Source organism: Nonomuraea candida, assembly GCF_000725485.1.
Lineage (GTDB): Bacteria > Actinomycetota > Actinomycetes > Streptosporangiales > Streptosporangiaceae > Nonomuraea > Nonomuraea candida.
This window is the reverse complement of sequence record NZ_JOAG01000005.1, coordinates 93,183-105,682: the sequence shown is the minus strand read 5'-3', so window position 1 is coordinate 105,682 and position 12,500 is coordinate 93,183. Positions and strand designations below refer to the sequence as shown.

The following is a 12,500-nucleotide window of genomic DNA, read 5'->3' as shown; positions in this document are numbered from 1 at the left end:
GCCGGAGGATCAGCCCACGACGGGTGCTCCGTGGAGGGTGGCGCCCGCCTGTGCCATCTCGGCCAGCGCCGCCTCCACCGACGTCGGGTCGACGCCCGCCGTCAGGTCCAGCAGCACCCGCACGGCCAGCCCGTGCTTGACCGCGTCGAGGACCGTCGCGCGCACGCAGTGGTCGGTGGCGATGCCCACCACGTCCACCTCGCGCACCCCGCGCTCGCCGAGCCAGTCGGCCAGCGACACCCCGTCGCCCGACGCGCCCTCGAAGCCGCTGTAGGCCGCCTCGTAGGCCCCCTTGCTGAAGACCTCCTCCACCCCCGACACGTCGAACGCCGGGTGGAAGTCGGCGCCCGGCGTGCCGGCCACGCAGTGGGCCGGCCAGGTGGAGACGTAGTCGGGGGTGTCGGAGAAGTGGCTGCCGGGTGAGATGTGGTGGTCGCGGGTGGCCACGACGTGGTCGTAGCCGTGGTCTGCCACGTGGCGGGTGATCGCCGCGGCCACCTCCGAGCCTCCGGCCACGGGCAGGCTGCCGCCCTCGCAGAAGTCGTTCTGCACGTCAACGATGATCAACGCGGTGCCCATAGGTAGCACGATACGTCAGGCGAATTCCGTGGGGATCGCCGCGTAGCCGCGTCCGAGGTGGAGGGCCTCCAGGGGGAGGGTGGCGACGGCGGCGGCGTGGCGCTCGCGGGCGGCGGAGAGGGGCTCGCGGCCGACGATCTCCCCGTCGCGCACCAGCTCGTGCAGCAGGGGGATGCCGCCCTCGGGGGCGAGCCCGCCGGTGGTGATGAGCTCGGTCTCGGCGTGGCCGGACTCGTCCAGCAGCCGGTACGCCTCCTTGCGCCCCCCGCGCGACGGCTTGCCCACCGAGCGCTTGGCCACGGGCTCCAGCTTGCCCGTGGCCGTCTCCCGCGCCACCAGCTTGTACACCAGGGCCGCCGTCGGCACCCCCGAGCCGGTCACCAGGGAGGTGCCGACGCCGTAGCCGTCCACGGGGGCGGCGGCGAGCGCGGCGATGGCGTACTCGTCGAGGTCGGAGGTGACCAGGATGCGGGTGTCGAAGGCGCCGAGCGCGTCGAGTTGCTCGCGCACCTCCTGGGCGGCGGCGGCCAGGTCGCCCGAGTCGATGCGGACCGCGCCCAGCTTCTGCCCGGCCAGCTCCACGGCCGTGCGCACGGCCGCCGGCACGTCGTAGGTGTCCACCAGCAGCGTGGTCCCGGCCCCGAGGGAGGCGATCTGGGCCTCGAACGCCGCCCGCTCCGAGTCGTGCAGCAGCGTGAACGCGTGCGCCGCCGTGCCGGCCGTGGGGACGCCGTACACGCGCCCGGCCATCAGGTTGGAGGTCGAGGCGAACCCGGCGATGTAGGCGGCCCTGGCGGCGGCCACCGCGGCGCCCTCGTGCGTGCGGCGCGAGCCCATCTCGATGAGCGGCCGCTTGCCGGCGGCGTTCGTCATGCGGGAGGCGGCGGAGGCGATGGCGCAGTCGTGGTTGAGTATCGACAGCGTCACGGTCTCCAGCAGCACGGCCTCGGCGAACGTGCCCTCCACCACCATGATCGGGGAGGCGGGGAAGTAGAGGTCGCCCTCGCGGTAGCCGTAGATGTTCCCGGAGAAGCGGTAGTCGGCCAGGAACGCCAGGGTGGGCTCGTCCACGACCTGGTGCTCTCTCAGGTAGGTGAGTTCTTCGTCACCGAAACGGAAGCGTTCGAGCTCGTCCAGGACACGTCCGGTTCCCGCGACAACCCCGTAACGCCGCCCACCTGGCAGATGCCTGGCGAACACCTCGAAAACCGCGCGCCTGTGGGCCGCGCCGCTGCGCAGGGCGGCCTGCAGCATCGTCAGCTCATAGTGATCTGTAAGCAACGCAGTGCTCATGGTCATTGTCACGACTCGAAGACTACGGCCCAGATAGGGCAGACTCGGGGATGTGGGTAGCACCGCTCCAATCGCCGTTGAGCGTCCGTCATCGGACGTCCGGCCCGATCTGCCATGGGTGACCATCGTCTGGAACGACCCGGTCAACCTCATGTCGTACGTGACCTACGTCTTTCAAACGGTCTTCGGCTATCCGAAGGAGAAAGCCGAGAAGCTGATGCTGGACGTGCACCACAAGGGCAAGGCTGTCGTGTCCAGTGGCACGCGCGAGGAGATGGAAAGAGATGTGCAGATTCTCCACTCCTACGGCCTGTGGGCGACGGTCCAGCCGGACTCGGTCAAGTGAGACGCATGAGAGCCGCCAGTCGTCGGAGGACTGGTCCTGCCCGGACCGGCCATCCGGGGAAGAGTCGTACGCTGGACTGCCGTACGGAGAGTGCGGGGAAACCGGCGACAGTGAGGCGACGCGGGTGAGTTCTGGGTTCTCGCGGGGCAAGGACGGCACGATCGTCACGGTGTTCGAGGCGGCCGAGGTCTCCCTGCTGCGCTCGCTCGTGTCCATGATGCTCGGCATCGTCTCCCCTGGGCAGACCAGCGACGATCCGCTGGAGCGGGCCCTGGGCATCGGCGACGGGGCGGCGCCGTCCGATCCGGTGCTGGCCAGGCTGTTCCCCTCGGCGTACGAAGACGAGAAGGAGTCGGTCGAGTTCCGCCGCTACACCGAGGCCACGCTGCGCGACGGCAAGCGGGCCGACGCGCAGACCGTCCACGAGACGGCCCGGCCGGGCCGGGCGGAGCTGACGCCCGAGCAGGCCCAGGCGTGGCTGCGCGCGCTCAACGACCTGCGCCTGACGCTCGGCGTCAAGCTGGAGGTGACCGAGGAGGTCCACGAGGAGATCGCGATGATGTCCGAGGACGACCCCCGCTACCCGGCCTACGTCACCTACGACTGGCTGACCTACCTCCAGGACAGCCTGGTCCGGGCCCTCTGGTAGCTTCCGGGGCATGCTGTCGATCTCGCAGGAACTGGTGGACAAGATCGTCGCACACGCCCGGGCCGATCACCCCGACGAGGCGTGCGGCGTCATCGCGGGCAGGAACGGCGTGCCCGAGCGATTCATCCCGATGGAGAACGCCGAGCGTTCCCCCACCTTCTACCGTTTCGACTCCATGGAGCAGTTCCGGGTCTGGCGGGAGATGGACGAGCGGGACGAGGAGCCCGTCGTCATCTACCACTCCCACACCGCCACCGAGGCATACCCGTCGCGCACCGACGTCTCCTACGCCTCCGAGCCCAACGCCCACTACGTGCTGGTCTCGACGCGTGACGAGAACGAGGTGGAGTTCCGCTCCTACCGCATCCTCGACGGTGAGATTTCCGAGGAAGAGGTAAGGTTTCTCCCATGATGGTCAGGCCGGTGCAGAGCTTTCTCTTCGCACACACTCCGGCTGTCGTCGTCTACGACTGTCCCTGATCCGGAATCCGCCTTCAGCCATCGGTGTTGCATGCCGATGGGACGACGACCTGACCTAGGAGACTGAGCGCGATGGCCATCGAGGTTCGCATTCCGACCATCCTGCGTAACTACACCGACGGCGCCAAGGCCGTCAGTGCCGAGGGCGCCACCCTCGAAGAGCTGATCAGCAACCTGGAGGCCGCCCACCCCGGCATCAAGGAGCGGCTGGTCGACGACGGCAGCCTGCGCCGCTTCGTCAACGTCTACCTCAACGACGAGGACGTGCGGTTCCTGGGCGGCCTCGGCACCCCGGTCGCCGACGGTGACACGGTGACCGTGCTTCCCGCCGTCGCCGGCGGGTGACATGCGGTTCGAATCGCTGATCGACTCGGTCGGCCGCACCCCGCTGGTGGGGCTGCCGAGATTGTCGCCCTCCGCCGACGTGCGGGTCTGGGCCAAGCTCGAAGACCGTAACCCGACCGGCTCGATCAAGGACCGGCCGGCTCTCTGGATGATCCAGGAGGCCGAGAAGGACGGGCTGCTCAGGCCGGGCTGCACGATCCTGGAGCCGACCAGCGGCAACACCGGCATCTCGCTGGCCATGTCGGCCAAGCTCAAGGGCTACCGGCTGATCTGCGTGATGCCGGAGAACACCTCGGAGGAGCGCCGCCAGCTCCTGCGCATGTGGGGCGCGGAGATCATCTCCTCGCCCGCGGCGGGCGGCTCCAACGAGGCGGTGCGGGTGGCCAAGGGGCTGGCGGCCGAGCATCCCGACTGGGTGATGCTGTACCAGTACGGCAACCCGGCCAACTGGCGCTCCCACTACGAGACCACCGGCCCCGAGATCCTCGCCGACCTGCCCACGATCACCCACTTCGTGGCCGGGCTCGGCACGACCGGCACGCTGATGGGCGTCGGGCGCTTCCTCCGGGAGCAGGTGCCCGGCGTGCGGATCGTCGCGGCCGAGCCGCGCTACGGCGAGCTGGTCTACGGGCTGCGCAACGTGGACGAGGGGTTCATCCCCGAGCTCTACGACGAGTCGGTGCTGACCACCCGCTTCTCGGTGGGCTCGGCCGACGCGCTGCGCCGCACCCGCGAGCTGCTGGCCGCCGAGGGCATCTTCGCCGGCGTCTCGACCGGGGCCGCCCTGCACGCGGCGCTGGGCGTGGCGGCGAAGGCGGTCAAGGCGGGCGAGCGCGCCGACATCGTGTTCGTGGTGGCCGACGGCGGCTGGAAATACCTGTCCACGGGCGCCTACGAGGGCACGCTGGAGGAGGCGGAAGAACGCCTCGAAGGCCAGCTCTGGGCCTAGACAGCCAGCTCTGGGCCTAGACACCGCGAGGCTCCGGGCCCCAGAGCGGCCAGGACATGTGAAAGGGCGGCCGGTCGTCGTTGACCGGCCGCCCTTGCGTTTCACCGGGCTCAGTTGAACAGCACCCGCAGCGAGAACGTCGCCTCGGTGTCGGTCTGCGTGCCACTCAGCCCGAAGGCCCGCAGCACCTGCGCGTTGGCCTTCTCGTCGCCCTGCAGGGACTTCAGGTAGAGGTTCTCGACCTTGTCGAGGTCCACGAATATCGCGTAGTTCACGTCACCGGCGTTCGGGATGGCGGTCTGGAACGTCTCCGAGTCGCCGAGCGTGCCCTCCTCGGCCAGCTTCTTGGCGTACTCGTCGGTCGTCGCCACCGTGAAGACGCCGTCGCCGGCGACCTTGGCGATCTGCGGGGCGGGCCGGCCGCCCTGCGTCAGCGCCTTCTGCACCTTGTCGAGGATCGCCTGCGCCTTGGCCGGGTCGGTGGTGACGCGCACGCCGCCCTTGACCTGCTCGCTGTCCAGGCCCTCGCTGTCCACGGCGATGGTGAGGTTCTGGCCGAAGAGCGTGGCCAGGTCGGCGGGCAGCTCCAGGCCGAACTGGGTCTTGGCCTGGTCGATGAACTGCTTGAACTGCGCGGCGCCGGCCGCCGCGGCCTGCTTCTCGACCTCGGCCCACTGCTTGGTGACGACCTGGTCGAGGCCGGAGATCGACAGGGCGCCGGCCGTGGTGCCGGGCAGCGTGCCGAGCTCGGCCTTGGGCACGTCGCCCTCGGGGGTCAGGCCCTTGGCGCCCCGGAAGACGCCTGCCAGCTCGACGTAGGCGCTGTCGAAGCGCAGCGCGCCGGCGAACCTGGCGTCCTTGACCTGCTCCATGGCCGCCGCCTGGCTCGCGGGGATCTCCTTCTTGGCCAGCTCCATCAGGCCGCCCATGTCGGCCCAGAACGACAGCACGCCCTGCTCGCCGACCGCGCCCATGTCCTCGCTGTACTCGGCGTTGTCGGACAGGCTGCCCTCGGCCTGCGCGTACTTGTTCGCCAGCTCCTGGGTGGGGGTCAGCAGCGCGTAGTCCTCGCGGAAGGCGATGCCGTACTTGTCGCCCTCCATGAGCTTGGCGATGCCGGCCTTGGCCAGCTCCTGGTCCTTGACCTGGACGGCCACCGCGAAGTCCGGCTCGGCCTTGCCGGACGGGACGGCCGCGAAGCCGATCCGGCTGCCCAGCCAGGGGTCGACGTCCTTGGCGAAGTCCAGCTTGCTGTCGGCGTCCTGCTCGTTGATCGCGTCGAACAGCGCCTTGCGCGGGTCCTCGCCGGAGAAGGCGTTCTTGGTGACCGTGAACTTCCTGCCGAGTTCGAGCAGCGCCAGCTTCTGGTTCGCGGCCGGGTCGAGGTCGATGCGGGCGTAGGCGATGGAGTCGGCGGGCAGCACGTCGTTCGGCTGCGTGCCGCCGCCGCCCAGGGCGCCCACGGCCCACACCGCGCCGCCGCCCAGCAGGACGACCGCGAGCGCCGCCGCGACGGCGATCACCCAGTTCTTGCGGCCCTTCCTGGGCGGCTCCGCCGGGCCGAAGCCCTCGGGACCCTGGTGCTGCCAGCCGCCCTGGCCGTACTGGTTCTGCTGCTGCCGGCCGGCCTGCTGGTCGTGCGGCCAGCCGCCCTGTGCCTGCTGCTCCTGCTGCCAGCCCGCCTGGGCGTGCTGGTCCTGCTGCCAACCGGCCTGCGCCTGCTGGTCCTGCTGCTGCCAGCCCTGCTGGTCCTGCTGCTGCCAGCCCTGCTGGGGCTGCTGGGGCCAGCCGCCCTGCTCCTGCTGCCAGCCGCCCTGGGAAGGCTGGGCGCCCTGCTGCCAATGCTGCTGGGGCTGCTGGGGCTGCTGGCCGCCGTACGGGGCGCCACCGCCGTAGGACGGCTGCTGCTGCCCGTACGGGTCGCCCTGGGAGGGCTGCTGCCCGTAAGACGCCTGCTGCCCGTATTCGCCCTGCCCGTAGGCTCCCTGCTGGCCATAGGAGTTCTGCTGGGGCGGATACGGCTGCTGCGGTGGGTACGGCTGCCCCGGATACTGCGCCGCGGGCGCGCTCTCCGGCTGCTGCCCCTGGTTCCAGTTGTACGCCGTCGTCCGGTCAGGATCCTGGCCATAGGGGGGATTGTTCGCAGACATCACTCAACTCACAATGTGGACTTCTGACCACAGAGAAGGTAGCTGATGTTGCTAGACGGGCGCTTGCAATGTGCTGAAGTCGGAATTAGACCCGATTCAACTCTTTTCTCAGTACACCGATGTGCACCTCGCCGCCCCCGTAGTCGATGACGTTCTCCCACGGCACGAACGTGCACCCGGCGTAGACCGCCCGCGCCAGCGTGCGGGAGAGCCAGGCCGATCGGCCCTGGCGATCGCGCGTGAGGCCGAGCAGGAGCGGGGCGCGCCGGCTCGACACGACCAGGCCGTAGACGGTGTGGCTCTGCTGGAGCTCGCCCCTGTGCCTGACCACCCGGATGTCCACCACGAAACCGACCCACACCCCGTTGGAGTCCCAAACGGACTGACCGATGAGTTCGGTGACACTTGCCATGAACAAACGTTGTCAGCCGAATCACGTTTTCGCAGGTAGGCGCGCTGAGGGGAGAATGCTCTAGAGTGTCTAGAACATAGTTCCAGACGTGAGGCAGGGCGGATGACGAAGTTCGACGAGGCCACGCAGGCGATCAGGGTCGACGAGAACACCTACGACGTGTGTCTCGACCCGGGATACGCGATCGGCGGCCCGCTCAACGGCGGTTACCTCATGGCCGTGGTCCTGCGGGCGGCGGTGGACGCCTCGCCGTTCGAGCACCCGGTGAGCACGACGGCGCAGTTCCTGAGGGCGCCGGTCGCCGGTCCCGCGCAGGTCAGGGTGGAGTCGCTGAAGGCGGGCCGGACGGCCGCGTTCGCCCGGGCCACCCTGGTGCAGAACGGCGTGGCGCAGATCGAGGGGCTGATCACCACGGCCACGCTCGGCGACGCGGAGCCGATGTACGCCGACGGGCCCTCCCACGACATGCCGCCCGTCGAGGAGTGCGTCAAGCTGCCCGACCCCAAGCCCGAGTCCGGCATGACGCTGAACGCCCAGATGGAGCTGTTCTTCGACCCGCCCACGATCGGCTGGCTGAAGGGCGAGCCCACCGGCAGGCCGGAGTCACGGGCGTACTTCAGGATGGCCGAGCCCCAGGACCCCGACCCGTACGTGCTGGCCCTGGCCGTGGACGCGCTGCCGCCCGTGGTGTTCTCGGCCGGCGGGCGCGGCTGGGCCCCCACCGTGGACCTCACCTGGCACCTGCGCGCCCTGCCCGCGCCCGGCCTGCTCACGGTGCTGGCCAGCGGCCGGCTGGTCTCCGACGGCTGGTTCGACGAGGAGGTCGAGGTGCGCGACTCCACCGGCCGGCTCGTCGCCCAGTCGCGCCAGCTCGCCCGCGTCGGCAGGGGCTGACCGCGACGGGGTCCTGGTGGCGGCGCCGGCGGGTCGGGCAACGGCCCGGCTGTGACGGACGCGACCCCGCAGCCGCCACTCCCGTCGCAGGTGTGAGCATTCTTACGCAGTGTTGATCGTGCAGGTCGCCTACCCTCTAGAGCGTGCCGGACGCGAGTATTGGGATCTTCGACAGCGGGGTCGGCGGCCTGACGGTCGCCCGCGCGATCATCGACCAGTTGCCCCACGAATCCATCACCTATGTGGCCGACACGGCCCACCAGCCGTACGGGCCCAAGAGCATCGCGCAACTGCGCGCCTATGCCCTGGAGGTCATGGACCACCTGGTCGGCGAGAACGTCAAGATGCTCGTGATCGCCTGCAACAGCGCCAGCTCCGCGGTGCTGCGCGACGCCCGCGAGCGCTATGACGTGCCCGTCGTCGAAGTGATCATGCCGGCCACCCGGCGGGCGGTCCGCGCCACCCGCAACGGCAGGGTCGGCGTGATCGCCACCAGGGCCACCATCGACTCCATGGCCTATCACGACGCCTTCACCGCGGCTCCCGACGTGCAGCTCACCGGCGTGGCCGCCCCGCGCCTGGTGGAGTACGTCGAGCGGGGCGAGACGATGAGCGACGAGCTCATCGAGGTCGTCCGCGAGTACCTGGAGCCCATCAGGGCCGCCGGATGCGACACGCTCATCCTCGGCTGCACCCACTATCCGCTGCTCACCGGCGCGATCTCCTACGTCGCCGGCGACGGGATGACGCTCATCTCCAGCGCCGACGAGACGGCCAAGGACGTCTACCGAATCCTGCACGACCGCGATCTGGCGGCCGGCGGCGAGGCCACCCCCCGGCACCGCTTCCGCGCCACCGGCGACTCCCTGCTCTTCGCCCGGCTCGGGCGGCGCTTCCTGGGGCCGGAGATCGACGTGGTCGAAGTCGCGCCAGTGGGGGGTACTACCTCTAACGGGAGGCCCACATGAAGGTGACCATCGTCGGCTGCTCCGGGAGCTACCCCGGGCCCGACAGCCCGGCATCCTGCTATCTGCTCGAAGCGGACGGGTTCAGGATGCTGCTCGACCTCGGCAGCGGCTCCCTGGGCGCGCTCCAACGCCACATCGGCCTGTACGACGTGGACGCGATCTGCCTGTCGCACCTGCACGCCGATCATTGCCTCGACATCTGCGGCTACCACGTCGCCCGCACCTACGGGCCCGGCGCGCCCTACCCGCTGGTGCCCGTCTACGCGCCCGCCGACGCCCCCGCGCGGCTGGCCGCCGCGTACGGCATGCCGGAGGAGCCGGGCCTGGAGACCGCGTTCGAGTTCCGGCCGCTGTCGCCGGGCACGTTCGAGGTCGGGCCGTTCACCCTCACCGCGGGCCTGGTCAACCACCCCGTCGAGGCCTACGGCTTCCGCGTCGCCCACGGCGGCAGGAGCCTGGCCTACTCGGGCGACACCGGCGAGTCGTACGAGCTGGTCAAGCTGGCCATGGGGGCCGATCTGCTGCTCTGCGAGGCGTCGTTCGTCGAGCGCCCCGACCTGCCCACCGGCCTGCACCTGACCGGCCGGCAGGCGGCCGAGCACGCCGCCAAGGCCGACGTGGGCAAGCTCGTGCTCACCCACCTCGTCCCGTGGAACGACCAGGCCACCGTGCTGGCGGAGGCCATGGGCGCGGGCTACGGCGGGCCGGTGGAGCTGGCCCGCAGCGGCATCGTCTACGACCTGGCCTGAACCTCGGTGTAGTCGCGCATCCGGGGCAGCGGCGAGAACAGCAGCGGCAGCCACGCCAGCGCCTTGCCGATCATGAGCAGCCACAACGCCTGCCGCACCCCGACCTGCTGCGCGATGAGGCCGCCGAGCAGGGCGCCCACCGGCATCACCCCCCGCGCCATGAAACGCATCGAGGCGTTGACCCGGCCGAGCAGGTGGTCGGGCGTGACGGTCTGCCGGTAGGTGAGCTGCCCCACGTTCGACAATGTCGCGCTCCAAGTGAGCATGATCGAGGTGACCGCGAAGCACACCACCCGCCAGTCGGGCTGCGTCAGCGGCAGGATCAGGCCGAAGGGGGCGCCGATCGTGGCGACCAGCCAGGTCATCCTGGCGATGCCGTATTTCCTGGTCAGCCAGCTCCCGGTCAGGCCGCCCAGCAGGCCGCCGACGCCGCTCGACATGAGCAGCAGCCCGATGGTGCCGGGGGTCAGCCCGACGGTCTGGGCCAGGAACAGCACCGACAGCCCGGTCACGCCGCTCACGCACAGGTTGCCGATCGCCGAGGAGGCCACGAACGCCCGCAGCAGGGGGTCACGCCACACGTACCCCAGCCCCTCGCGGATGCTGCGCAGCAGCGGCCGGCGCCGGACGTCGGCGGGCTGCTTGTCGGGCGCCCTGATCGTGCCCAGGAACACCACCGAGGCCAGCGCGGCGATCGCGGTGGCGACCATCGCCGGAGACGCGCCGAGCAGTTGCACCAGCATGCCGCCCAGGCCGGGCCCCGCCAGGAGCGCCGCGGAACGCACCACCTCCAGTTTCGCGTTGCCGTCACCGAGCTGCCCGGTGCTGACCAGATCGGGCAGGTACGTCTGGTCGGCCACGTCGTTGAACACCTGCGAGACGCCGGCCAGCAGCGCGATCACGAACATCAGCTCGATCGACAGCACACCCAGCGCGGCCGCCACCGGAATGCCGCCGAACAGCACGAATTTGGTCACGTCGGAGGCCATCATGACGCGCCGCTTGCGCATCCGGTCGACCCACACCCCCGCGGGCAGGCCGACCAGCAGAAACGCGGCCGTCTGTAACGACGATAACGCTCCGACCTGCGCGGGCCCGGCGTGCAACACCAGCACGGCCACCAGGGGCAGGGCCACGCGCGAGATATTCGCTCCGAGTTCGTTCGCCACGTGCGAACTGAGGAACCGGAGGAAGTCAGGGTTTCGCAACACCCCCGTTGTCATTGCGTAAGGATCCATGTGGCGGACACATTTGGTCAAGAGTGTCGTGCCGCGGAGATAGGGTGATCTGCATGTCCCGACAGGATGGCCGCAACCCTGACCAGCTCCGTCCCATCACCATCACCCGGCAATGGCTGACCCATGCCGAGGGTTCCGTGCTGGTGGAATTCGGCGGCACCCGGGTGTTGTGCGCCGCGTCCGTGCAGGACAGCGTGCCCAGATGGCGCAGGGGCAGCGGCCAGGGCTGGGTAACGGCCGAATATGCGATGTTGCCGCGGGCGACCAATACCCGTAACGATCGCGAATCGGTCCGCGGCAAAATCGGCGGGCGCACTCACGAGATTTCCCGGTTGATCGGGCGGTCGCTGCGTGCCTGCGTCGATTACAAAGCGTTGGGGGAAAACTCCATTCTGCTCGACTGCGACGTGCTGCAGGCCGACGGCGGCACCAGGACCGCCGCGATCACCGGCGCCTACGTCGCGCTGGCCGACGCGATCGACTGGATGCGCAAGCGCCGCATGTGCCCCGGCGACCCGCTCATCGGCTCGGTCGCGGCCGTCTCCGTCGGCGTGGTCGGTTCCGTGCCGATGCTCGACCTCTGCTACACCGAAGACGTCGCCGCCGAGACCGACATGAACGTCGTGATGACCGGCGAGGGCACGTTCGTCGAGGTGCAGGGCACGGCCGAGGGCGCGCCGTTCGACCGGGCGGCCCTCGACCAGCTGCTCGACCTGGCCGTGGCAGGCTGTGAGGAGCTGACCCTCATCCAGCAGGAGGCCCTGGGTTCATGAAGATCGTGCTGGCCACGCGCAACGCGGGCAAGATCGCGGAGCTGCGCCGCATCCTCTCCGGCTTCGACATCGTCGGGCTGGAGGAGTTCCCCTCGATCGGCGAGATCGCCGAGACCGGCGTCACCTTCGAGGAGAACGCGCTGCTCAAGGCGCACGCCGTCGCCCGGGGCGCCGGCCTGCCGGCGGTCGCCGACGACTCCGGGCTCTGCGTCGACGTGCTCAACGGCATGCCGGGCGTCTTCTCCGCCCGCTGGGCCGGGCGGCACGGCGACGACCAGGCCAACCTGGAGCTGCTGCTCGCCCAGGTCTCCGACGTGCCCGACGACAAGCTGGGCGCCCACTTCGCCTGCGCCGCCGCGCTGGCGCTGCCGTCCGGGGAGTCCCGGGTGGTGGAGGGGGTGCTGCCGGGCCGCATCGTCCGCACTCCCCGGGGGACCAACGGGTTCGGCTACGACCCGATCTTCGTGCCCGAGGGCGAGGAGCGCACGACGGCCGAGCTGTCGCCCGAGGAGAAAGACGCGATCAGCCACCGGGGCCGGGCCTTCGGCGCGCTGGCCCCCATCGTGCGCGACCTGCTCGCCTCCTGACCGCCGCGTGCGCCGGACCTCGTGCGCCTGACTCGTGCGCCGGACCGCCGCGTGCGCCGGACCGCCGCGTGCGCCGGACCGCCGCGTG

At 70.2% G+C, this 12,500-nt stretch carries 15 protein-coding genes; 10 read left to right on the top strand and 5 right to left on the bottom strand.

Annotation, left to right across the window (positions count from 1 at the left end; all coding sequences use genetic code 11):
• Nucleotides 1-9 precede the first annotated feature (9 nt).
• Together IO39_RS04145 and IO39_RS04140 are read right to left on the bottom strand one after the other, a co-directional pair.
• Complete coding sequence (locus IO39_RS04145) at nucleotides 10-579, bottom strand: nicotinamidase (protein ID WP_043616177.1); 570 nt, start codon at nucleotides 577-579, stop codon at nucleotides 10-12.
• Nucleotides 580-594: 15 nt separating this feature from the next.
• The gene (locus tag IO39_RS04140; RefSeq protein WP_211266883.1) at nucleotides 595-1,878 is read right to left on the bottom strand and encodes a nicotinate phosphoribosyltransferase; all 1,284 of its coding nucleotides are present in this window, start codon (nucleotides 1,876-1,878) and stop codon (nucleotides 595-597) included.
• Between the two features lie 46 nt (nucleotides 1,879-1,924).
• On the opposite strand from IO39_RS04140, the gene clpS reads away from it, so the two are divergent.
• The 5 genes from clpS (at nucleotide 1,925) to IO39_RS04115 (ending at nucleotide 4,641) form a co-directional block, all read left to right on the top strand.
• Nucleotides 1,925-2,218 carry an ATP-dependent Clp protease adapter ClpS gene (gene clpS / locus IO39_RS04135; protein ID WP_043616171.1) on the top strand — a complete coding sequence of 98 codons (294 nt, stop codon included), beginning with the start codon at nucleotides 1,925-1,927 and terminating at the stop codon, nucleotides 2,216-2,218.
• A 124-nt stretch (nucleotides 2,219-2,342) separates the two neighbouring features.
• Complete coding sequence (locus tag IO39_RS04130; protein ID WP_043616167.1) at nucleotides 2,343-2,867, top strand: DUF2017 domain-containing protein; 525 nt, start codon at nucleotides 2,343-2,345, stop codon at nucleotides 2,865-2,867.
• A 10-nt stretch (nucleotides 2,868-2,877) separates the two neighbouring features.
• Complete coding sequence (locus tag IO39_RS04125; RefSeq protein ID WP_043616164.1) at nucleotides 2,878-3,279, top strand: M67 family metallopeptidase; 402 nt, start codon at nucleotides 2,878-2,880, stop codon at nucleotides 3,277-3,279.
• Between the two features lie 140 nt (nucleotides 3,280-3,419).
• Entirely contained in the window at nucleotides 3,420-3,692 is a 273-nt protein-coding gene (locus IO39_RS04120; protein WP_043616161.1) for a MoaD/ThiS family protein, read from the top strand.
• A 1-nt stretch (nucleotide 3,693) separates the two neighbouring features.
• Nucleotides 3,694-4,641, top strand: coding sequence for a PLP-dependent cysteine synthase family protein (locus IO39_RS04115; RefSeq protein ID WP_043616159.1), 948 nt, complete (start codon nucleotides 3,694-3,696; stop codon nucleotides 4,639-4,641).
• 110 nt (nucleotides 4,642-4,751) lie between these two features.
• Here IO39_RS04115 and IO39_RS04110 read toward each other — a convergent pair whose 3' ends face one another.
• Nucleotides 4,752-6,791, bottom strand: coding sequence for a DUF3352 domain-containing protein (locus IO39_RS04110; RefSeq protein ID WP_043616156.1), 2,040 nt, complete (start codon nucleotides 6,789-6,791; stop codon nucleotides 4,752-4,754).
• Between the two features lie 85 nt (nucleotides 6,792-6,876).
• A complete protein-coding gene (locus IO39_RS04105) occupies nucleotides 6,877-7,203 on the bottom strand; it encodes a hypothetical protein (protein WP_157547879.1) in 327 nt (108 codons plus the stop codon).
• Between the two features lie 102 nt (nucleotides 7,204-7,305).
• On the opposite strand from IO39_RS04105, the gene IO39_RS04100 reads away from it, so the two are divergent.
• The 3 genes from IO39_RS04100 (at nucleotide 7,306) to IO39_RS04090 (ending at nucleotide 9,814) form a co-directional block, all read left to right on the top strand.
• A complete protein-coding gene (locus IO39_RS04100; RefSeq protein ID WP_043616148.1) occupies nucleotides 7,306-8,097 on the top strand; it encodes a thioesterase family protein in 792 nt (263 codons plus the stop codon).
• A 143-nt stretch (nucleotides 8,098-8,240) separates the two neighbouring features.
• On the top strand, nucleotides 8,241-9,065 hold the full coding sequence (gene murI / locus IO39_RS04095) for a glutamate racemase (protein WP_043616144.1): 825 nt from the start codon (nucleotides 8,241-8,243) through the stop codon (nucleotides 9,063-9,065).
• Nucleotides 9,062-9,814, top strand: a complete 753-nt coding sequence (locus IO39_RS04090; RefSeq protein WP_043616141.1) for an MBL fold metallo-hydrolase — start codon at nucleotides 9,062-9,064, stop codon at nucleotides 9,812-9,814. The genes murI and IO39_RS04090 overlap by 4 nt, the downstream gene beginning before the upstream one ends.
• On the opposite strand, the gene IO39_RS04085 is transcribed toward IO39_RS04090, so the two are convergent.
• Nucleotides 9,799-11,037: an MFS transporter gene (locus IO39_RS04085; RefSeq protein ID WP_043616138.1), complete on the bottom strand. Its 1,239-nt coding sequence runs from the start codon at nucleotides 11,035-11,037 to the stop codon at nucleotides 9,799-9,801. The genes IO39_RS04090 and IO39_RS04085 overlap by 16 nt on opposite strands.
• Before the next feature lie 68 nt (nucleotides 11,038-11,105).
• Between IO39_RS04085 and rph the strand changes: the two genes are divergently transcribed.
• Complete coding sequence (gene rph / locus IO39_RS04080) at nucleotides 11,106-11,825, top strand: ribonuclease PH (RefSeq protein WP_043616135.1); 720 nt, start codon at nucleotides 11,106-11,108, stop codon at nucleotides 11,823-11,825.
• On the top strand, nucleotides 11,822-12,412 hold the full coding sequence (rdgB, locus tag IO39_RS04075) for an RdgB/HAM1 family non-canonical purine NTP pyrophosphatase (protein WP_043616132.1): 591 nt from the start codon (nucleotides 11,822-11,824) through the stop codon (nucleotides 12,410-12,412). Before rph ends, rdgB begins: the two co-directional genes overlap by 4 nt.
• The last annotated feature ends 88 nt before the right edge of the window (nucleotides 12,413-12,500 follow it).